Raw genomic sequence first — 22632 nt, forward strand, 5'->3', positions numbered from 1 at the left:
TTATAATTTAAATTTTTAGTTTACGTTTAAATTTAGATTACATAATAATTGTTATGTAATCTTTATCTTTGAATAAAAGAAATTTATCAAAAGAAAGCTGCCTTTTAATAAATTTCTTTTATTATTCTTTGTTTTAATATTCATCGATTTCATTTTCTGTTATTACATCTATTCCATTATTTATAAGCAATTGTGCAGTTACGCCATTACCTTTAACTAAGGTTTTATCAAAATCTCCGTTATAAATTGTATTAAGCCCACAAGATGGACTTTTAGATTTTAAAATAGCTTTTTTAACATCAAAAGTTTTTGCTATCTTTAAAGTCTCTTCTGCACCTTTTATAAAGTAGCTTGTGAAATCTTCACCCTTTGATGACTTAACTTTACACAAACCATTCAACACCTCTTTACCCGTCCCCTTATATATCTCACAAGGGGTTCTTGGTGTCTTAAGCCCACCCAATTCTTCTGGACACACTAAAATAATTTGGTCTTCTTTAAAAGCATTAATTATTTTAGCATTTTCGCTAGATTTTCCATCATATCTACAATTTACGCCATAAAGGCATGCACTTACTATAATCAAAAAACTCACCCTTTACTACTTTAATTGTACCATGGTTACCCCATCGCCACCTTCTCCATATTCACCAAGCCTAAAGTTTTTAACATGAGGATGCCTTTTGAGCATGTCATTTATAGCCTTTCTAAGTACTCCTGTACCCTTTCCATGTATAAGAGAGACTAATCCAAGACCTCCTAAGTACGCCTCATCTAAGTACTTATCAGCATTATAACAAGCCTCTTCAGAATCTTGACCTCTAAGATCTACAGATGCACCTACACTTTTTAAATTTAAATTAACTTGTTTTTTACTATTTCGTCTTTCTTTTGAGCTTTTATTATTATTTATTTTTCTAAGGTCTTCGAGTTTAAGATTTATCTTCATTATACCTGCTTCAACTTGGACCTCTCCCTTATTATCTGGATTTGTAAGCACTATAACATTTTGATTTAAAGATGGTACAAATACTTCTTCTCCAAGTTTAACACTTACTAATTTTTCACCCTTATGTTCTTTTGGTATAAGTGTGGTGCTTTGTTTATCTAATTCCTTAGCTAATTTATTTCTATGTTCTTCTATATCTTGTCTTGCCTTAGAGGAATACCCCATTTTTTCAAGTTCCCTAATGTTTTTTAATATAGCATCTGCTTCTTCTTTTGCATCTTTAAGAGCAATTTTAGCCTTTCTTTTGGATTCTTCTAATATCTTTTCCTTTGAAGTTTCTAAAGCTTGAAGCTTTTGTTCATATTTTTCCTTTAGCTTTTCGCTTTCTTCTTTTAATAACCTAGCTTCTCTCTCAAATTTATCTGCATCAACACTTTTAGATTGTAAGCTTTCAATTAAATCCTCAAATTCTAAACTATCTTTTGATATAAGCTCTTTAGAGCTTTGAATAATATAATCAGGAAGCCCAAGTTTTCTTGATATCTCAAAGGCATTAGACTTTCCTGGTATTCCAATAAGTAACCTATAGGTGGGTCTTAATGTTTTAACATCAAATTCTACAGATGCATTCTCGACGCCCTTAGTATTAATAGCATAAACTTTTAGCTCGCTATAATGAGTAGTTGCAATTATTTTTACATCCTTAGATTTAAGATCCTCTAATATAGACATAGCTAAAGCTGCTCCCTCTGTAGGGTCTGTACCAGCACCAAGTTCATCCAAAAGCACCAAAGAGCCTTTATTAGCTTCCTTTATTATGCTTACTATATTAGTCATATGAGATGAGAATGTAGATAAACTTTGTTCAATGCTTTGTTCATCTCCTATATCTGCAAATACTTCATCAAAAAAGTTAATAGAAGAATTATATGCAGCTGGTATCATAACACCACTCATAGCCATTACATGCAAAAGGCCAACTGTCTTTAAAGTTACAGTTTTCCCTCCAGTATTAGGTCCTGTTATAACAATTGAAGTGAAATCTTTACCTAAATATATATCTGAGGGTACAACTACCTTTGGATCTATAAGCGGATGTCTTCCTTGTATTATATTGAAGCTTCCATCTTCGTTTACCTTTGGCTTTATAGCATTTATTTCACTTGCATACTTAGCCTTTGAAAAAATGAAATCTATTTCCCAAATAATTTGTGCATTAACTTTTATAACTTCAATCTTTTCATAAATTTTAAAACATAATTCATCTAGTATTCTTTCAATTTCTGCTTCTTCTTTTAACATAAGCTCTTTTATATCATTATTTAAATTTACAAGTCCCATAGGCTCTATAAACAAGGTGGCTCCTGATGAACTCTGATCATGTACAAGCCCTGGAACCATACCCTTATGCTCTGCCTTTACTGGTATTACGTATCTATCCCCTCTTACTGTATAGAGATTTTCTTGTAAATATTTAGAGTATGTTTTTATTAAAGAGTTAACCTTATCTTTTAATGAACTATTTTTATCTTTTAAACTTCTCCTTATGGTGTATAAAGTATCACTTGCCCTATCTGAAATTTCTTCATCACTAACTATAATTCGAAATATTTCCTCTTCTAAATATTTTAATGGTACTATACCCTCACATATATTTTCAAGCATAGGAAAAGATTCTTCTTCCACCTTCCTATTTACATAATCCTTAATACCTCTGCTACACCTTAACATTTGAGCTATTTTCAATAAATTAGTGGCTAAAACTCCACCACCTTTTTCAATCCTTATTAAATAATCTCTAACATCATATAAACCATAAAATGGTGGTGGCCCTTTTTTCACCATGCTATTTAAGGCCTCTTCAGTTTCTTTTAAGCTTCTATTTACTTCATATACATTAGTATATGGCACTAAATCATCTATAATATCTTTTGCAGCTTTAGTAGATGCATATCTTTTAATTTCATCTTTTACTTTGCTAAATTCTAATATCTTTAGCGCTCTGTTATTCATAAGTGATCAACTCCTCTTTATCTACAAACTATTTTATTTAACCTTTAAAACAGCCTAAACTAATTAATCTACTCCCCTTTTATAATGCCCTCTAGTATAATCTGCCATGCCCTCTAATAGCTCTTTATTTTTTAATGTGGATAATACTGAAATTACTTTTTCATAATCTTCATCAATAAAATCTAGCCTAAAAGAATCTGCTCCAAACCCTTTTAACTCTTCTATTTTATCTATTAGATTTATAGGTACTGTATTATATATATGACTTCTACAAAACTTATCAGTCTTAACTAAAAAGTCCATGTTCTTCCTGTCCCTTAGTACATACTCACCCTCTAAACATTTTGGTTTATTATTAGAGGATATGTTTCCTAAAAGCCCACACTTATTTACACTTCCTATGGGACAATATTCACTTACCATAAGCTCAGGTTTTCCATAAACAAATACTTGACAATTATTTCTCTTCTTTTTAAGCACTTCTTTTATTTCTTTTCTATTAAGTTCTATGCTTATACAATTTAAGTTTGTAAATTCATCCATTACGTTTAAAGCCAAATTATTATATAAATTTAATTTATAACTTCCAATTATATTAACACTATTTTTAAATCTGTTTATTATTCCAAGATTTGATGTAACAATTCCTGCTATATTTTCTTTATTATTTTCAATAAAGCTTACTATAGAATTAAATTCTTTTCTTACTATAGTAGGAATCTCTATATATACTTTTGTATCCTTAGCTATTTTAGAAAAATCTATGGATGTTATACACTTAATTCCTCTAAAATAAGGATTTATAATTATATCTTTAACATTGCTATCCATTGCAGCTTTTAACTGCATAAGAGTATTTACACCTACCATTATTTCTGGTGCTTGTTCTATCTTTTTCTCTTTTAAAATATAATTGTTTTCCGCTACCTTATCTCTTCTATAGCCTTTTATTATTTCCTCTTCTAATTCCCTTAAAATATTTCTTCTAATTTCATTTATTGCAGAAATAGGAATAAACCCTTCTTCATAAGCTTCAAACTTTATATCAGATATTTTTAATACGTTATCTGAAGACTTTTGAAGGTTTTCTACTATCTTTTCCTTAGTTAAAGGTCTATTTTTAGCTTTTTCTACAATGGCGCCTTGTAATGTTTGTACCTTATCTTTATAGGTAATCTCTAAGGAAAAAGGCTTCCCTATTTCAAATATCACCTTAGCTTTTATTGAAATATTTGTCTTTTCCTTGTAATACTTTTCGTAGCCTTTCATTAATTCTATATCTAAAGTTTTAAATAATTCCCTTGACTTTTTATATTCTGAAGGATAAAGCATAACCTTTTCCCCAATTTTAGCTCCTAACACCTCTTTACCCTTTAAAATTATTTTAGATATAGTAAATCCTTTATCATCATATCTTATTCCATCTTTTAAATTTATATTTTCTTTTAATGTTATATACCCTTCTTTATCAACAATACCTATGGATATGCCTGTATTTTTAGGATAATTATAAGACATCATATCTTTTCCCTTATTTCCATAAAGATATGCCTTGGAAAATCCTTCTCTGTTAAATAATTGTAATAGCTTTTTCTTTTCCTTTTCTAAATTTCCTTTTTCCTTATTTTTTAATATATCATCTATAGCATTTTTATAAGTTTCTACGACTCCAGCCACATATTCTGGCCTCTTCATTCTTCCTTCAATTTTTAAAGAAGATGTTTTGGTATTTATTATGTCTTCTAAATCTTCTAAGGTACACATATCTTTTGGGCTTAATAAGAATGCACTCTTTTCTTCTTTAGTATCTTTATTAATTAAAGTATAGGGCATTCTACAAGGCTGAGCACATCTTCCTCTATTTCCACTTCTACCACCAATAATGCTGCTCATTAAACACTGACCTGAATAACATATACATAAGGCGCCATGGATAAACACTTCAGTTTCTATATCTAAAGTATCTGATATATACTTTATCTCTTCTAAAGATAATTCTCTTGATAGTACTATTCTTTTAAAGCCTAAATCCTTAAGACATATTGCACCATCGCCATTGTGTATTGTCATTTGAGTAGATGCGTGAATTTCAAAGTCTTTGAATCTATCTTTAACTATATAAGGTATTGATAGATCCTGAGTTATAAGTGCATCCACACCTATTTCATATAAAAAACCTATATATTCTATCACTTCTTTTAATTCACATTGTTTTATTAACGTATTTAATGTTATATAAACCTTCTTTTCATTTAAGTGTATATAATCTACGGCTTTTATCAATTCTTCGTTATCAAAATTAGTTGCGTATGCTCTTGCTGAAAATTTGCTTCCTCCCATGTATATAGCATCAGCACCACTTTTTATAGCAGCATATATACTTTCCATACTACCTGCTGGAGCTAAAAGTTCCACTTTTTGCATTTTTATCCTCCTAGTTTAGCTCATTTACGAAATTAGAGTGCTGACATGGTCAACACTCTAATCTTGTATAGGCTTATGTTTTTACTTGACTTTATCTGCTATTAATGGATTCTTTTCTTTTTTTATTTTTACTAAATCAATTTGATTTTCTAAAAGTCTATGTTGCATATCTATAAGTTTATACTTAGCAGATTGTAGTTGAAACTTTAGTTCCTTGTTATTTACCTTAAGTTCACGGTTTTCTTTTAAATAGCCTTTACTATTTTCTTCCAAAGTCTTGTTTTGATTCTTTAATTCAATTACTTCTTCCTCATCAATTTTATCATGAGTTTCAGATTCTAATAAAATTATCTTATTTTTAAGTTCATAATTATAATTTTCCATATGAATCAACTGTTTCTTAAGAACTTCTAGTTGTTCTGTAAGCTCTAGCTCTCTTTGTTCAAGTTTTGATATGTTTTCTGTGAGACTTAAAAGTTTAGATTGAGTTTTAAAAACATCATCTACTACATTCATTGCTGTTAAAATAGATGCAGATGAAACGCTTAACTTTTTATTATTATCCATTAAAGCTTTTAACCTTTTATCTACATAACTTGCAATCTCATTTAAGTATTCTTCATTTTCTTCGCCTTTTAAGTTATAATCTATTCCATTTATTTTTATAGTGATCACATTCATGCAAAACACCCTCTTAGATAAATTCATATTTTAATTAATATATATTTATATTCTATCACATAATTTACTTTCAGGAAATACGAAATTTTACCTTAATTTACACCCTAACTTATATTCTAATGCTCTAACTATCTTATCATGTACTTTATTTACTTCATTATCTGTAAGGGTTTTTGTTTCAGATCTATAGGATATAGCATATGCAACACTTTTTTTGCCATCCTCTATTTGTTTTCCTTTGTATACATCAAAAAGATTAATGCTTTCTACTAAATTCCCTCCAGTATTTTTTATTACTGATTGAATTTCTTGAACAAAAGTATTTTCATCTACTATTAAAGCAATATCCCTCGTAACTGCTGGAAACTTTGGTAACGCTTTATATCTTTTAATTATATTAGCATTTTTATATAGTATATCTAAATTTATTTCAGCTATATAACATTCAGTATCAATACCGTACTTTTCAGTAATATTAGGATGTACTTCTCCTAATATTCCAGCGCATTCTTTACCTATAAATAAGTTAGCTGTTTTACCAGGGTGAAATGTTGGATTTTCACTTTGTCTTTCATAATGTGTTTTTTCTATTCCTAAAGCTTCCACTAAATTTTCTATAGCACCTTTTAAATTAAGATATTCTACTTCACCATATAGGCCTATCACCAAGGTATTTCTTTCTTCTGGTAAATCCTTATTAGTTTTTATATATACATTTCCTATTTCAAACAAAGAAACTTCTTCATTGTTTCTGGAATAATTTCTAGCCAAAGATTCCATCATAGATGGAATACAAGTAGTTCTCATAATACTATAATTTTCACCTAAAGGATTTTTAATTGATATTGTATCTCTTAAAACATTTTCTTTAGATACATTAATCTTATCAAAAACCTTAGGGCTAACAAAAGAATAGCTTATAGATTGATTTAACCCACTATTAAGAAGTACTGATATAGTTTTATCATCTAATTTTTGCTTTAGATTTTTGCCATCCTTTAGGGTTACAGTTTTATTGAATGTAGAAGGTATATTATTGTAACCATAAATCCTTGCAACTTCTTCAGCTACATCTTCTTTTATGTTTATATCTCTTCTAAATGTGGGAACATTTATTATTAACATATCTTCTTTTACTAAAGTCTTTAACTCTAGCCTATCTAAATATCCTTTTATATCTTCTTTGCTTAAAGATGTTCCTAAAAACTTATTAATCCATTTATAATCTACAGCTAGTTCTTTTTCCAATACTTTATCTTCGTAGTAATCTATAGTTCCACTTATAATTTCGCCAACCTCTAGCTCTTCTATTAAGCTACAAGCTCTATCTAATGCTATTTTTGTTAGATTAGGATCTAAATCCTTTTCGAATAAGGAAGAAGACTCCGTTCTAACCCCTAACTTTTTAGCATTTACCCTTATATTAGTTCCATCAAAGTTTGCACATTCAAGTAATACTACCTTTGTATCTTCTTTTATTTGTGAATTTAACCCCCCAATAATTCCTGCAAGAGCAATTGCTCTTTCCTCGTCTCTTATAGTTAAAACATTTTCGTTTAAATCTCTTTCAACTTCATCTAAAGAAATAAACTTTTCTTCTGATGTAGCTCTTTCAACTATTATAGAATTTCCTTTTATATACCTCATATCAAAAGCATGCATGGGCTGACCTAACTCTACCATTACAAAATTTGTTATATCCACCACGTTATTTATAGGTCTAATTCCAGCCTCTAATAATCTTTCTTGCATCCAAGATGGTGATGATTTTATCTTTACATTTTTAATAGACCTTGCCATATATCTTTTACATAATGAATCCTTTACTTCAACCTTTATCATATCTTTAATATTTTCTTCCTCTGAAACCTTATAATTTGTATTAGGCATTTTGTATTTTACATCAAGAGTGGCTGCTGTTTCTCTTGCTATACCGACTACACTCATACAATCCGTTCTATTTGAGGTTATTTCAAAATCTATAATTGAAGTATTTAAACCTAATACCTCTTTAATATCTTCTCCAACTGGTGTATCTGTAGGTAATATCATTAACCCAAGAGCAGTGCCTTCTTCTGCAAGTCCTAGTTCTTCTTCTGAACACATCATTCCATTAGAAGGTATTCCTCTTAATTTACCCTTTTTTATCTTAAGTCCATTAGCTAAAGAAGCGCCGTGAAGGGCCGCTGGAACAATATCTCCCTCTTTCATATTTTTAGCCCCAGTAACTATTTGCAAATATTCATCCTTTTTTATATCAAGCTGACAAATAACAAGTTTATCTGCATCTGGATGTGGTTCAATTTTAACTATCTTTGCTGTTACTACATTTTTAATTTCATCTCCAGTTGTTATAACCTCTTCAACTTTTGATCCCGAAAGAGTCAACCTATCTGCTAATTCATTAACATTTATATCTATATCTACATAATCCTTAAGCCACGTAAATGGTACTTTCATCCACTATTCCTCCTCGATTAATTTTTTTAATATGTTTTTATTAAAATCTTTTAAATTAAAATTCTTTTAAGAACCTTATATCACTTTCATATAACAACCTTATATCATCTATTCCATACTTTAACATAACCATTCTATCTACTCCAAAACCAAAGGCAAATCCACTATAAACCTCAGGATCTATACCACAGTTTCTAAGCACATCTGGATGTACCATTCCACCGCCTAAAAGTTCAATCCAGCCACTATTTTTACAAACATTACATCCCTTACCCTCACATACAAAACATGTAGCATCCATCTCTGCTGAAGGTTCTGTAAATGGAAAGTGATGTGGTCTAAATTTAGTTTTAACATTGCTTCCAAACATCTTTTTAGCAAATATATCTAAGGTTCCTTTTAGATCTGCAAAGGTTACACCCTTATCTATAACTAGCCCCTCCATTTGATAAAATATAGGTGAGTGAGTGGCATCTACAGCATCAGATCTATAAACCTTTCCTGGAGAAATCATTTTTATAGGCGGTTTTTGATTTTCCATAACCCTTACTTGAACTGGTGATGTCTGAGTTCTTAAAACCACTTTTTCATTTATGTAAAAAGTATCTTGTTCACTTCTAGCAGGATGATTTTTAGGTATATTAAGAGCCTCAAAATTATAGTAATCAAGCTCCACTTCTGGACCTTCCTCTATTGAAAATCCCATAGACATAAATATTTCTTTCATGCTTTCTAATGTAAGGTCTAAAGGATGCCTTTTACCAATTATCTGTTTCTTTCCTGGAAGTGATATATCTATAGTTTCTTCACTTAATTTTTCTAATCTTTCTGTTTCTTTTATGTTTTTTGCCACATTGTTTATATAAAGTTCTATTGATTCTCTAACTTCGTTTGCTAGCTTTCCTATTATGGGTCTTTCTTCGTTAGGTAAGCCTCCCATTCCCCTTAATATACCAGTAAGTTCACCTTTTTTACCTAAATACTTAATTTTTATTGATTCAATATCATTAGTAGAATTAACTTTCTTTAATTCTTCTATTGCTCTTTCCTTTATTAGCTTTAAATTTTCTTTCATCTTATTTTCTCCTTTCTATCTTTGATAATTATGGGTAAATAAAAAACCGTCCCAAAAAAGGGACGGAATATCCGCGTTACCACCCTAATTAGTAGTTTGCAACACTACTACCTTAGTTAAATTTAACGGTTTTATCCGCTAACTACTACTTATATTTCACAGTTAGTGCTCCAGAGTGAACTTCAATATAATTATATTTAAAGAGGCTTTCAGTCTTTGACCCCTTCTCCCTGAAAATACATTCATGAATATCTAACATCATATTTTATATTTACTTTCTCTTTCATTGCCATTATTTATTTAGTTAAAATCATTATACATACTAATTTAAATAAATTCAATACTAGAATTTATTTGTCTTATAACTTCAAACATCATTATAGAGGCTGCTATAGATACATTTAAAGATTCTGCGCCACCTGGCATAGGTATTTTAGCTTTAATATCACTTAATTTATAAATATCTTCACTAATTCCATTACCTTCATTTCCAACGCATATAACTAGATTTTTAGTTAGTTCTATATCATAAAAGTTTTCTTCTGTATCTAAACTACTAACTAAAAATTTAAACCCTTTAGCCTTTAGTTCATTTATATATTCAGACCTCTCATCTTCTATTATTGGTATATAGAAAATAGAACCCATAGTAGATCTAAGCACCTTAGGATTATATAAGTCTACTGTTCCTTTAGTTAATATAACTGCTTTTGCACCACTTGCATGGGCAGATCTTATTATAGTTCCTAAGTTACCAGGGTCTTGTACCTTGTCTACAAGAATATAAAACCCATCTGTAATATTAAATTTTTCTTTAGTTATATTACAAACCGCTATTATTCCTTGGGGACTTTCTGTATAACACAAGGATTTAAAAATATTATCCTCAACTATAAAAACTTTTTTTTCATTTATTAGATTATTATCTAATAAATAATTATATTTATCCACATAATTTTTACTTATAAATAAGGAGTCTGTTAAATAACTTTTATTTAAAGCTTCCTCTACAAATCTAAGACCTTCTACTATGAATTTTCCCATTAAGAGTCTATATTTTTTTTCATGAAGTTTTTTTACTTCTTTAATTAGCGGGTTATTTTTACTTTCAATTAGGTTCAAAGCTCTTATACCCCCTACCTTAATCTACAGATATAGTACTTTCTAGTCTTGACAGATCATCCTCTGCACCTATAACAATTAATACGTCCGTAGGTTCAATTATATCTTCTGCCATTGGAGAAATATTGATTTCATTTTTCTTTCTTACAGCCATTATATTAATACCATGATTAGCTCTAACATTTAATTCTGATAATGTTTTACCTGCCCACTGTTTAGGACATTTAACCTCAATTATACTGTAATCTGGTGAAAGTTCAATATAATCCAATATATTAGAAGAAACTAGGTTATGGGCAACTCTCATCCCCATATCCTTTTCTGGTAATACTACTCTATCTGCACCAATCTTATATAGTACCTTTGCATGTAATTCACTTTGACCTTTAGCTATTATATATTTTATTCCTAGCTCTTTCATCAAAAGAGTAACCATTACACTAGCTTGAATGTTAGATCCTATAGTTATAACAGCTACATCAAAGTTTCTTACACCTAAAGTTCTTAATGCATGTTCGTCTGTAGCATCCATTTGAATAGCGTGGGTAACATCATCTGATATTTCCTGTACAACATCTTCATTCATATCTATTGCTAAAACATCATGACCCATTTCATAAAGAGTTTTAGCAACAGATGTTCCAAATCTTCCAAGCCCAATAACTACATATTGTTTATTATTCATAACTCTCACTCCTATCCAACCATTATCTTTTCTTCAGGATATCTAATTGCATTATTTCCTTTTTTATTCGTCAAAGCTAAAACCACAGTCATAGGACCTACTCTTCCAAGATACATAGTTAATGCTATAAGCACCTTCCCTATTGACGTAAGCTTAGTTGTAAGCCCAAGAGTTAGCCCCACCGTTGCAAACGCTGAAGTTACTTCATATAGTAAGTGTTCAAAACTAGCTCCAACTTCTGTTATAGAAAGTATCATAGTCACAACAGTAACTAATGCAAGTCCAAGAGTAGTGACAGCAAAAGCTCTATAAACTATTTCTTTAGAAATCCTTTTATGGAAAACCTCTGTATCATTTCTTCCTCTAATTACAGAAATTACTGTCATAAGCAAGATTCCGGCTGTAGTAGTTTTTATACCTCCTGCTGTAGATCCAGGGGAACCTCCTATAAACATCAAAATTATAGTTAAAAATTTACCTGCTGTACTCATAGCGTCTGTTGGTATAGAATTAAGCCCAGCGGTTCTAGGTGAAATTGATGCAAATATAGAAGATAATACCTTCCCTTTAAATGACATACCCTTCATAGTTCCAGGATTATTAAATTCAAATATAAACATTAATATACTACCAGCTATTATTAAAAATAATGTCATTGAAACTACTACCTTTGTATGCAAAGATAGCCTTTTAGACTTCTTATAATTATATAACTCTGCCCAAACAGCAAAACCTAATCCTCCTATGGCTATTAATCCTGCTATAGTAAGTATTATAACAGAGTTATTAGCATAACCTGTTAAACTCGAAAAGTTACCGATCAAATCAAAACCAGCATTACAAAAGGCTGATACAGCGTGAAATACACTATAGTATATTCCCTTTCCAACACCAAACTCTGGTATAAACTGTGTGGATAATAAAAGGGCTCCAGAAAATTGAACTGATAAAGTAAATATAAGTAAATATTTAGCAAGCTTTACTAGTCCTTGAATATTAGAAGCGTTAAGTGCCTCTTGTAATAATAATCTTTCTTTTAATGTTATCTTTTTGCCCATAAGTAATGCTATTAAAGTAGCAAAAGACATAAATCCAAGACCACCTATTTCAATTAATAACATTATAACAGTTTTTCCAAAATAACTCCAATGTGTTCCAGTATCCACAGTAATTAGCCCTGTTACACAAACTGCTGATGTAGATGTAAATAAAGAATCCAGGAAATTAGTAACCGTACCATTTGAAGATGATATTGGTAATGTAAGCATTACAGCACCTATAAATATAACTATTGCAAACCCTATTGCTAATATCTGTACTGCATTTAGACTTATCCTTTTTAAAAAGCTTATTTGCATTGTTATCACCTCAAAAGAATTTTTATATTATCATCCAACATATAGTAGCATTATCTTATAAGATAATGCTACTATATGTTGGATTTAATATAAATAAAAATGCGACTATAGTCGCATTAATATAATTATTTATTATGCATTTATATGTTGTTTAGCTACTGCTACTAAATCTGAAAAAGACTCAGGATCATTTATAGCTATTTCTGATAACATTTTTCTATTTATATCAATTCCAGCTAATTTGATTCCATTCATAAATTTTGAATATGAAAGTCCATTCATTCTAGTACCCGCATTTATTCTTGCGATCCAAAGTTTTCTATAGTCTCTCTTCTTAAGTTTTCTTCCTACATAAGCATTTCTTTGTGCTCTTATAACTGTTTCATTAGCAGTTTTAAATAACTTACTCTTACCACCGTAATATCCTTTTGCAAGCTTTAATACTTTCTTGTGGTTTTTGCGAGAATTTACTGCTCTCTTTACTCTTGCCATGTTATAAACCTCCTATCGTGTGATGTATATTATAAATATGGTAATAATTTTTTCATTGTTTTCTCTTGAGTATTTGATACATATCCTGTTTTTCTTAAGTTTCTTTTTCTCTTAGGTGATTTTTTAGTTAATATGTGGCTTTTGAAAGCCTTAGCTCTCTTTAGTCTTCCACTTCCTGTTAACTTAAATCTTTTTGCTGCTCCTCTATGAGTTTTCATTTTTGGCATTATAAGATCCTCCCTCCAGAATTACGCTTTTTTAGGTGCCAAAACCATAGCCATGTTTCTTCCTTCTAGTTTGGCAGGCTTCTCCACTACGCATATATCTTCCATTTTTTCCAAAAAACTTTTTAATATCTTATTTCCTACATGAGCATAATCAGCTTCTCTGCCTCTAAATCTTACGGTTACTTTTACCTTATCCCCATCCATTAAGAAACCTCTAGCTCTTTTAGCCTTTATAGAAATATCATGTTCTTCTATAGTAGGGCTAAATCTTATCTCTTTAACATTAACAATCTTTTGCTTTTTCCTAGCTTCTTTTTCTTTTCTGGTTTGTTCATAAAGATACTTGCCATAGTCCATAATTTTACAAACAGGTGGGTTTGCATTAGGAGATATCATAACTAAATCAAGTTCTCTTTCTTCAGCTATTTCTAATGCTTCTTTAGATGACATAATACCTAATGGGCCATTATCATCATTTACCCTTATTTCTTTTTCTCTGATTTTTTCATTCATAATTAAGTTTTTATTAATACTTTTCACCTCCATGTAATTCAAAATATATAAGATCTAAAAAAGACGGCATAAATGCCGTCTCAATTAACAAATCAACTTTATATATTAAAGTTAAGCTTAATTACCTTACTAGCAATGCTGTAAGGTGAGAAACGGCTGTTTCTTCTTTACTACGTTATTCTAACATTATATTTTTATGATGTCAATAAAAATATAATGTTAGACATTAAAATTTATATTTTTAAATATTATGTGGAAAATATAAGTGGTTTCCCCTTACATTCATTGCATCCATCACATATTTCCACCCTATAGGTAAATACTTTATTTATAGTTTCAATAAATTCTTTATTTAAGCAGTAAGAAATTCCATGAATTATTATAGAATTTGGCACATTTGTTATTAGCCCGCTTATTATAATATCTTCAGTATTAATTGAGGGGTCATTAAATTCATTTTCTAATACATCAGCTACAAAGGTGTTTAATATACTATTACCTTTATCATCTTTTACATCATAAGTGCCCTCTTTCGATATTATTATATTAACCTTATCTATCTTACTTTCTTGAATATCTACAAAGTATTTAAGAAGCCTTATAAATTCATTATATTCTCTTTCTATCATATAATTCTCTACAACCTTATTGGATATATCCTCTATATCTACCATTAAGTCCTTAACCCTAAATGTAATATATCCATCTATATTAATCTGCCTATTTTCTTCTAGGCAGGATTTAATTTTTAGTAATATATGATTTTTTCTGTTTTCATAGTAAATGCTTGTTTCTTCCTTTAGGGAGTTATTATATTTTAATATATCAATTATTTGTTTTTCTATATCCTTTATTTCTTCTTCATTTAAAAAGAAATAATTATCTAGAATAAAATTATAAATATCTTCTTCACATATAAGCCTTATTATTATATCATATATACAATCGCTTATATAATAATTAACCTTTTCCACTAGCGATTCACTGTATATTTTATCATCACACATTATTTTAATGAAGTGAGTATTGTTATTTTGACTTTCACAAATACCAAGATTAATGTCTTTATTTTTAAAGATTTCAACTACATCTTGTATATTTGGTGCAATATCTAAACCACTTTCATAAATTATAGTAAGTAGAACCATGATATCACTCCCTTCTTAAACATAGTATGTGTTTTAAACTAATGTATATACAAAAATTTTATAACAAATATCGACATATCTATAAACTACATAAATATATCTTTAAACACATTACATTGTATCCAAAATAACAATTTTAAAATACATAATAGAAAGTAGGTACAAAATGAAGGTTGCTATAGTAGATTTTAGGATTTCCAAAGAGGAGATTAAAAGTTTGGAAGGTTTAAATATAAAAGTTTTAAAATGTCCTTATTACAGCGGGGTTTATGAGGCCATATGTGGTCATCCTGATATACAAATTAATATATTATCTAAATCTGATATAATGGTCCATCCTAAAATTAATGAAAACTTTATAAAAGAGCTTTCTAAATTAGGATACAATGTACATCTTTCATCTAAGGACATTGGATTTAATTACCCTGAAAATATAATATTAAATGCCCTAAATACAGAAAGATTCTTTTTGCACAATCTAACTTATACAGATAAAAACTTATTGAATTATATAGAGGATAAAAAGCTTTTAAATGTATCTCAAGGTTATACTAAGTGTTCTACTGCTATAATTTCCAAAGAAGCTTTTTTAACTAATGATATTAAAATAAAAGAATCCTTAGAATCCTTAGGCGCAGACGTATTATTATTGCCACCTGGAGACATAGAGCTTCACCCATTGAATTATGGATTTATAGGTGGCACTTGTGGTCTTATAGACAAAAACACACTGGCCTTCTTTGGAAGCTTAGATAAGTATATTTATGGAGATAAAGTTAAAAGCTTTTTAAAAAAGCATAATATAACTCCATTTTATTTAAAAGAAAGCGCTTTAACCGATAGAGGTAGCTTATTTATAATAGAAAGTAAATATCTATAACTTCATTTGACTTTTTAGTGTGCTTTCATTTTAATATAACTATGACTATAATTAAATAAAAAAGATATCTATAAATATAGATATCTTTTTTATTTATGGAAGACTTAATAAGTTTTATCTTTTAGTTCCTCTATTATCTTTAATAACATTTCTTGATCCTTTTTATACTGCTCTTGCTGGCAGATAAGAAGATCAATTTTATTATGTAAGTCTTCTACTATTATCTCTGATTTTAAATTAACAAGATAGTCATTGGAAGCTGTTAATCTATCTTTTTCTGTTTGACGATTTTGTGACATCATAATTACGGGGCCTGTATCGCTGCAAGACAAGATAAAATCAGATTTAAAAATACGAAAGGGTAATCATGAAAAGAATTGTTCCTTTAAAAATTAAAAGACCTTAGATAGATAACTATCTAAGGTCTAAAACATTTATTAACTAGATAATAGTAATGTTTTCTGCTTGTGGTCCTTTAGGTCCTTCAACTACATCGTAAGAAACTTTTTGTCCTTCTTCAAGAGCTTTGTAACCTTCTACATTTATTTGAGAAAAGTGTGCAAAAACATCTACTCCGTCGTCTCCTGTGATAAATCCAAATCCTTTTTCTGTGTTAAACCATTTAACTGTTCCGTTCATATATTGTGTACCTCCGAAATTTTATTTTTCTTAAACTCTTTGTATTCGTATTTTACTACTTACTATTAAATTTAAGCTATTAATTAATCATAGGCTAGTTTGCTACATAAATCAAGCTATTTTTAATTATTTTTTCAATTATTTAAAAATTAGTTGAAATTGCATCCTATATCAGTCCATATCTTACATAATATGTTTTCATTTTACAACTAGGCTAAAATATATCTAACAGCTTTTCTTTTTTATATCTTACTTCTAAAGAAACTACTCCTATTAAAACCATAGCTGATATAAATCCAAATACCAAAAACCTAGGTATATCTATGGAACCAATTCCAAGCATTATAGTATTACTAGTTATTATTTTGCTTAAAATTATTACTATTAAAAGTGATATTCCTGTGAAAGTTATATATCTATGCGATTTTCTTGATACGTAAGAAATTATAAGGGCTAAGGCAAAAGCTAAGATATATACAATAATAATTGATAAAATAATATATTGAATTAGTGTTAAATCAAACCAATTAGCCCCATATTTAAAACAGGAATTTATGTTTGAATTATAAAAAAGCTCTACAGTATTTTGTCTTGTTAAAAACAAAGTAAATAGTATACTTAATTCTAAAGTAACCATTATAAACGCAGATATTAATACTGCAGCTATTTTATCCTTATATAATCTTCTTCCTCTTCTTGTAGTATACTGAAGCACCTCCATATTCACCACTTCATCTTTAGTAAATATAGGTCCTAAAATAAATATTATAGATACTATTACAAGTAAAGTAGTATTAATTATAAAACTGTTATAATTATCAAATATAAACCAAGGTAGAATGTCATTATTTACTTTAGTTTTGTTTATTTCTGTTAATCTATCTTTTTGTGCTCCGCTTTCAATATATGAATTATTATCTTTATTTTCAAAATTATCAATAAAATATCCCATAGATCGGATCTTTGAAAGTGACTCTTCTATCTCTTTAAAAGATATGTTATTAGATAACTCATCCAGCTTTTTAACTTCCCCTTTTAGATTTGAATTAAATTCCTGGAATTTGTCATAACTATCAGCCCCCAACTCCTTAGCATATTCATTTTCCTTAAGATAATTATCAGCTTCTTTTTTAAAATTCAGTTCTAAATTTTTAAGATATCCTAAGTCCTCATCCTCTAAATGATTACCTTTTTGCTTTATCATCTCTTTAGCTATTGTATAAATCTCTTCGTCTCCACGACTAGGAAATAGATTTATTTCAGAACTTATAAACATGTAATACATAACAAAACTTATGATACATAGAACAAATATACTTTTTATATTTAAAATCTTTTTAACTTCATTAAAAATAATTCTCATGGTTCCCCCTAACTTATACATTGCTTTTTAAAGCTTTTTATTGAATACCACATAACTATTATCATTATAATGCTCCAATTGATTATAGTTATTAGCTCATAATGTTTAAAAATAGTTAATCCCCCGCTTTCCATAAACCTAAGTTCTAGATTGAAAATCAAGGTAAAAGGTGTAAATGCAGAATAAATCCTAAATCTACTACTACCACTTATAAAAGATGGTAGCATAAATCCAATACCGCTTATAATAAAAAAACTAACGAATCCTATAAAGCTATTTTTTATAAATCTTCCAATTACAAAAGCTATACTAGTAAAAAGCAAAAAACAACTGTAGGTTAATAATATCATCAACATTAAATACTGTTTAACTGTTAAGTTAAACCAACTCATATAAAGGTTCTTGCCTCCCGAGTAAAAAAAACTGCTTATAGATGTATTCCAAACCCTACTATAATCATATACAAAGAAAAATGTTATCAAAACAATAGTTAAAAGCACCGTACCTAAAATCAAAACAGCTACTATAATAGCTTTTAATTTATCACAAATTAAATTTCTTCCTCGCTTTGAGCTATAGGCTACTAAGCTAGTATCATTCTCAAATTCATAATTCATAAAAAAGGTGGCTATCAGTGGTATCAATATCATCATCTGAATAATAATGTTTCTAAGTATGTCCTTATACAAAAATCCGTGCATATCATAGTTCTTACCATTAAAAAATAGATACATTTGCTCTTCATTTTCTTTGATTTGTGTAAATCTATTATTAAACTTTTCAAACCCTTGTTTAGACATCTCTTCGGCTTCACCGGATAAATTAAGAAATTCAATAGATTTTCCAGAGATCTTAGTGATATCAGTATTATTATAACTTTCAATAAGGTTTGGTATTGCCATATAATAATCTTCTATTTCACCAGTAACTTTTATTATTTGCTCTTCATCTTTATTATATTTCTCTTTATAAAAAGCAGCTTTATCCTCATTTAAATAATCTGAAATAGAATTATAGTTTTTTCCTTCTTTTTTATTTATTATTATAATAGCTTCATCTAGGTTTTGCTTATAATACACTTTAAATTTAGCCATCATTTCATCATCAATTTTATATCCTACTTCATCTACAATATTATTTAAAACACCTAGATTATTTCTAAGTTTATATCCATTAAAAACTGTAAATAAATCAAATGCTAAAAAAACTAAAAAAACTACTATTACTATTGGAGATTTGAAGATCTTTTTTATTTCGTGTTTAAAGATTTCACTACAGTCTAACATCTATATACCCTCATTGTATTGATACAAAAATACGTCTTCTAGGTTAGGACTAACAAGCTTCCAATCTTCATTTCTATCTGACTCTTCTATAAATCTAAGCTTCATCCTGCCATTTTCCTGTTTTTCTGATAATGAAATATGGCATTCTCTAAACCTTCTAACTTCTGAAAAATCTATTTCCGTTTCATATACCTTACCTTCAAGAGTTCTGCAAATGTTCTCTACAGTGTCCTTATATAATATCTTCTTATCTTTAAGCATAATAACTTCGTTCGCAATAAATTCTATGTCACTAACTATATGAGTGGATATAATCACTATTCTATCCCTACTTAAGTCTGTTAATATATTTCTAAATCTTACTCTTTCCTTTGGATCTAGACCTGCGGTAGGTTCATCTAAGATTATGATTTTAGGATTATTTAATAAAGATTGCGCTATACCTACTCTTTGTATCATACCACCCGAAAACTTCTTCATCTTTTTATTAGCTACATCCTCTAAGGCTACTAAATTTAACAAATTTTCTATGTTAAATATAGCTTCTTTCTTATCTACTCCCTTTAGTGCTGCTAAATAAATTAGAAATTGCTTTGGTGAATAGTTTTTATAATAGCCAAATTTTTGTGGCAGATAACCTAAAATACCTCTATACTCTTCATCTAAAGCTATAATATCAGTGCCTTCATAAAGAATTTCACCCTTAGTTTGGAATATAAGTGTAGTAAGAAGCTTTATTAAAGTAGTTTTTCCAGCTCCATTCGGAGCAAGTAATCCATAAACCCCATTTTTAAATTCTAGATTTATATCCTCTAAAACAATATAATCATCAAAACTTTTAGTTAAATTATTGATTGTAAGCATTTTTAAATTTCTCCTCTCTTAACCTTTATAAGCTTTCTTAAATTCTTTATATATATTATTGCCGTTATAAAAGTGATTATTAGATGAATATATAAGGGTATTTCATCTAATAATTTTATAGGTTTATTAGTAACATCAAATACCATTAGCATAGGTGAACACAACCATAATGACATTATTAAGTACTTATATGACCTACCTTTAAAATTTATTAAAACTAATATATATAATGTAGAAAATATAAACAAGGCTGATATGGACACTATTATAATCTCCATCACATTGAAATTTCTTTTTACCAAAAACATAATAACTACAATCAAGGTGTTTATAACCATAGCTACTATGCTAAAAATAAACATTCTTATAGCTGTGATATTATAAAAGTTATATTTACAAGTAGCCTGAAGTTCGTAAATTCCATGAACTCTACTACTTATAAAACTATAGGAACAAATAAAAAAGTAAAAAATAGGAGAAGTAGAAAAGGTGTAAACTTTGAGCCTATAATCAAAATATATTTCACCGCTGTTACTCGTATTGAATTGTAAACCAAAGAAGCTAAAGGCTAACACTAAAAGTATAATAATAAATATTAACTCACTTTTATCATGAAATATATATTTAAAACCTAATTCCTTTCTAATAGCTTTCAAATAGGAAAAGAAACCCTCTTTTCCTTTTAAACCTTTGTCTAAAATTTCATCCATATTGATTTCTAAATCACTCATTATGAGTTTCCTCCATATACATTATTCTAATCTTTTTTAGCATGCTATAATACTTCGTTTTTACAGTAGATTCATTTAAATCCAAAGCATTTCCTATATCTTTAAAGGTCATATCAGCAAAAATCTTCATTCTAAAAATTTGCTGAAGATTAGCTTCAAAATTATTAACTATAACTAAAATATCTTTTACTTTTTCTCGTTTTATAAAATCATCCTCTATATCCCCTTTAGCCTTAAGTTCTATGCAATCTATAGTCATTGAGCTTGTCCATTGTTTATAGTTTTTTGACCTATAGTAGTCAATTATTTTATTACTAGCTATCTTATATATCCAAGTTCTAAAAGAACATCTTTCCACATTATAATTGTCTATAGACCTAATCATACTAATAAAAATCTCTTGGGTTATATCTGCCGCTAATTGTCTACAGGAGGTTTGCTTAAAGACATAGCCATAAATTTCACTATAATAGCCTTTGATAAGTATATTAGCAGATTCTCTGTGGCCTTTTTTTTGAATGTTTTTTATAAGCTTCAGTTCATGGTCTAGCATCTTTACCTCCTTTTATAAATCTACTGTATATATGTTTCTTTATTTAATACCGGTACATACTAGTATTCGTAATCCCTTTAAAAATAGTTTTAAAAAACTTGTATTTTCTTATCTTTTTGTTTTGATATATTATAAAACCCTATCACCTTTATTATAAAGGCACTACGCTATCATTTACCATCATTAGCCCTTAGAGAATTTATTAATAGATGCGATATTCGTGATACAACAAAAAAAGCCCTTGAAATCAAGGACTTTACATTGTATCACAATATAAGTGATTTTATGGAGGCGCCACCCGGATTTGAACCGGGGAATAAAGGTTTTGCAGACCTTTGCCTTACCACTTGGCTATAGCGCCTTATTGGAGCGGAAGATGGGATTCGAACCCACGACGTTCACCTTGGGAAGGTGACGCTCTACCACTGAGCCACTCCCGCAACATATTTTTTTGGTGGCTAGACCAGGAATCGAACCAGGGACACGAGGATTTTCAGTCCTCTGCTCTACCGACTGAGCTATCCAGCCACTTTATGGCGACCCAGAAGGGACTCGAACCCTCGACCTCCGGCGTGACAGGCCGGCACTCTAACCAACTGAGCTACTAGGCCATAAATTAGAATCCCTAATTAGAGTAAAGTTTAAACTTTATCAAAAACTTAGAATTCTAGTCCAATATCGTCACTATATAAAACTTAGTCTTAAAAGACTTATGTATAAATATAGTAGATATAGGATAAAAATAAAATGGTGGGCACAACAGGGCTCGAACCTGTGACCCTCTGCTTGTAAGGCAGATGCTCTCCCAGCTGAGCTATGCGCCCTCAACCATTTTTATTATAATACTATTATTAAAGGTTGTCAATATATAATTTTACAGTTGTTTGAGTCAAGTAAAAGTGGGCAACTATTTTGTTTAATTTATTATCCATTATTTTACATGAGATATTTATAATTTACCATGCCCATTTTTATTCTTAATTGTAGCTAAGATCTCCAAATCCTTTTAATCCACAAAGTTTTTGTATTACTTTTCTTCCCAAAGTAACCGCGGCTCCACTATAAGGAATAGGTGCGGTATGTATCTTATATTCTTTAGATTTCGTACCCTTTTTATTAACCGCGGAAGCGGATAAAGGTATTTCACGAATTACAGTATCTATAACGCC

At 29.2% G+C, this 22632-nt stretch carries 21 protein-coding genes, 5 tRNA genes, 1 pseudogene and 2 other annotated features; of the genes and pseudogenes, 1 reads left to right on the plus strand and 26 read right to left on the minus strand.

The features are described from left to right. Positions 1-133: 133 nt before the first annotated feature. The 13 genes from BD821_RS06735 to ytxC form a co-directional block, all read right to left on the minus strand. The gene (locus tag BD821_RS06735; RefSeq protein ID WP_029453035.1) at positions 134-586 is read right to left on the minus strand and encodes a 2-thiouracil desulfurase family protein; all 453 of its coding nucleotides are present in this window, start codon (positions 584-586) and stop codon (positions 134-136) included. 15 nt (positions 587-601) lie between these two features. After that, positions 602-2962: an endonuclease MutS2 gene (locus BD821_RS06740; RefSeq protein ID WP_104409825.1), complete on the minus strand. Its 2361-nt coding sequence runs from the start codon at positions 2960-2962 to the stop codon at positions 602-604. Positions 2963-3025: 63 nt separating this feature from the next. Next, positions 3026-5386, minus strand: coding sequence for a U32 family peptidase (locus tag BD821_RS06745; protein WP_104409826.1), 2361 nt, complete (start codon positions 5384-5386; stop codon positions 3026-3028). Positions 5387-5467: 81 nt separating this feature from the next. Next, on the minus strand, positions 5468-6067 hold the full coding sequence (locus tag BD821_RS06750; protein ID WP_029453032.1) for a cell division protein ZapA: 600 nt from the start codon (positions 6065-6067) through the stop codon (positions 5468-5470). Positions 6068-6154: 87 nt separating this feature from the next. Beyond that, complete coding sequence (pheT, locus tag BD821_RS06755; RefSeq protein WP_104409827.1) at positions 6155-8527, minus strand: phenylalanine--tRNA ligase subunit beta; 2373 nt, start codon at positions 8525-8527, stop codon at positions 6155-6157. 55 nt (positions 8528-8582) lie between these two features. Then, positions 8583-9602, minus strand: coding sequence for a phenylalanine--tRNA ligase subunit alpha (gene pheS, locus BD821_RS06760; RefSeq protein ID WP_029453030.1), 1020 nt, complete (start codon positions 9600-9602; stop codon positions 8583-8585). 55 nt (positions 9603-9657) lie between these two features. Then, positions 9658-9898 (minus strand) — a binding site (T-box leader). A gap of 31 nt (positions 9899-9929) precedes the next feature. Further along, entirely contained in the window at positions 9930-10724 is a 795-nt protein-coding gene (locus BD821_RS06765) for a TrmH family RNA methyltransferase (RefSeq protein WP_226104256.1), read from the minus strand. Positions 10725-10743: 19 nt separating this feature from the next. Further along, the gene (locus tag BD821_RS06770) at positions 10744-11409 is read right to left on the minus strand and encodes a potassium channel family protein (protein ID WP_029453028.1); all 666 of its coding nucleotides are present in this window, start codon (positions 11407-11409) and stop codon (positions 10744-10746) included. Between the two features lie 11 nt (positions 11410-11420). Continuing rightward, a complete protein-coding gene (locus tag BD821_RS06775; protein ID WP_029453027.1) occupies positions 11421-12767 on the minus strand; it encodes a TrkH family potassium uptake protein in 1347 nt (448 codons plus the stop codon). A 132-nt stretch (positions 12768-12899) separates the two neighbouring features. Further along, positions 12900-13259: a 50S ribosomal protein L20 gene (gene rplT, locus BD821_RS06780; protein WP_029453026.1), complete on the minus strand. Its 360-nt coding sequence runs from the start codon at positions 13257-13259 to the stop codon at positions 12900-12902. Between the two features lie 29 nt (positions 13260-13288). After that, on the minus strand, positions 13289-13486 hold the full coding sequence (gene rpmI, locus BD821_RS06785; RefSeq protein WP_029453025.1) for a 50S ribosomal protein L35: 198 nt from the start codon (positions 13484-13486) through the stop codon (positions 13289-13291). Between the two features lie 21 nt (positions 13487-13507). Then, positions 13508-13999 (minus strand): translation initiation factor IF-3, encoded by a 492-nt coding sequence (gene infC, locus BD821_RS06790; RefSeq protein WP_242850878.1) that lies wholly within the window; start codon positions 13997-13999, stop codon positions 13508-13510. 49 nt (positions 14000-14048) lie between these two features. Continuing rightward, positions 14049-14173, minus strand: a sequence feature (ribosomal protein L20 leader region). A 74-nt stretch (positions 14174-14247) separates the two neighbouring features. After that, complete coding sequence (gene ytxC / locus BD821_RS06795; protein WP_029453023.1) at positions 14248-15147, minus strand: putative sporulation protein YtxC; 900 nt, start codon at positions 15145-15147, stop codon at positions 14248-14250. A 166-nt stretch (positions 15148-15313) separates the two neighbouring features. Here ytxC and BD821_RS06800 point away from each other — a divergent pair, with 166 nt between their 5' ends. Further along, positions 15314-16027, plus strand: coding sequence for a DUF6873 family GME fold protein (locus tag BD821_RS06800; protein ID WP_104409828.1), 714 nt, complete (start codon positions 15314-15316; stop codon positions 16025-16027). A 104-nt stretch (positions 16028-16131) separates the two neighbouring features. On the opposite strand, the pseudogene BD821_RS06805 reads toward BD821_RS06800, so the two are convergent. From BD821_RS06805 to BD821_RS13425, 13 genes and pseudogenes are all read right to left on the minus strand, one after another. Then, positions 16132-16409 (minus strand): annotated as a pseudogene (locus BD821_RS06805) (DUF1003 domain-containing protein); the annotation flags it as partial. Between the two features lie 59 nt (positions 16410-16468). Beyond that, positions 16469-16666, minus strand: a complete 198-nt coding sequence (locus BD821_RS06810; RefSeq protein WP_029453020.1) for a cold-shock protein — start codon at positions 16664-16666, stop codon at positions 16469-16471. A gap of 214 nt (positions 16667-16880) precedes the next feature. After that, positions 16881-18029, minus strand: a complete 1149-nt coding sequence (locus BD821_RS06815; RefSeq protein ID WP_104409829.1) for a hypothetical protein — start codon at positions 18027-18029, stop codon at positions 16881-16883. An 8-nt stretch (positions 18030-18037) separates the two neighbouring features. Beyond that, positions 18038-19315 carry a hypothetical protein gene (locus BD821_RS06820; protein ID WP_104409830.1) on the minus strand — a complete coding sequence of 426 codons (1278 nt, stop codon included), beginning with the start codon at positions 19313-19315 and terminating at the stop codon, positions 18038-18040. Beyond that, the gene (locus BD821_RS06825; RefSeq protein ID WP_104409831.1) at positions 19316-20179 is read right to left on the minus strand and encodes an ATP-binding cassette domain-containing protein; all 864 of its coding nucleotides are present in this window, start codon (positions 20177-20179) and stop codon (positions 19316-19318) included. Positions 20180-20181: 2 nt separating this feature from the next. After that, positions 20182-20910, minus strand: coding sequence for a hypothetical protein (locus tag BD821_RS06830; RefSeq protein WP_104409832.1), 729 nt, complete (start codon positions 20908-20910; stop codon positions 20182-20184). Next, complete coding sequence (locus BD821_RS06835) at positions 20903-21463, minus strand: RNA polymerase sigma factor (protein WP_104409833.1); 561 nt, start codon at positions 21461-21463, stop codon at positions 20903-20905. Before BD821_RS06835 ends, BD821_RS06830 begins: the two co-directional genes overlap by 8 nt. Before the next feature lie 286 nt (positions 21464-21749). Further along, positions 21750-21824: transfer RNA gene (locus BD821_RS06840), tRNA-Cys, on the minus strand. 4 nt (positions 21825-21828) lie between these two features. Further along, a tRNA-Gly gene (locus BD821_RS06845) sits at positions 21829-21903 on the minus strand. A gap of 12 nt (positions 21904-21915) precedes the next feature. After that, positions 21916-21991: transfer RNA gene (locus tag BD821_RS06850), tRNA-Phe, on the minus strand. A 6-nt stretch (positions 21992-21997) separates the two neighbouring features. Beyond that, a tRNA-Asp gene (locus BD821_RS06855) sits at positions 21998-22074 on the minus strand. 137 nt (positions 22075-22211) lie between these two features. Beyond that, a tRNA-Val gene (locus tag BD821_RS06860) sits at positions 22212-22287 on the minus strand. 153 nt (positions 22288-22440) lie between these two features. Beyond that, positions 22441-22632 (minus strand): hypothetical protein (locus BD821_RS13425; protein ID WP_423236758.1); only part of this gene is annotated, 192 nt, incomplete at its 5' end.

The sequence above is a fragment of the Clostridium algidicarnis DSM 15099 genome (assembly GCF_002934235.1).
In the GTDB taxonomy this organism is placed as follows: domain Bacteria; phylum Bacillota; class Clostridia; order Clostridiales; family Clostridiaceae; genus Clostridium_L; species Clostridium_L algidicarnis.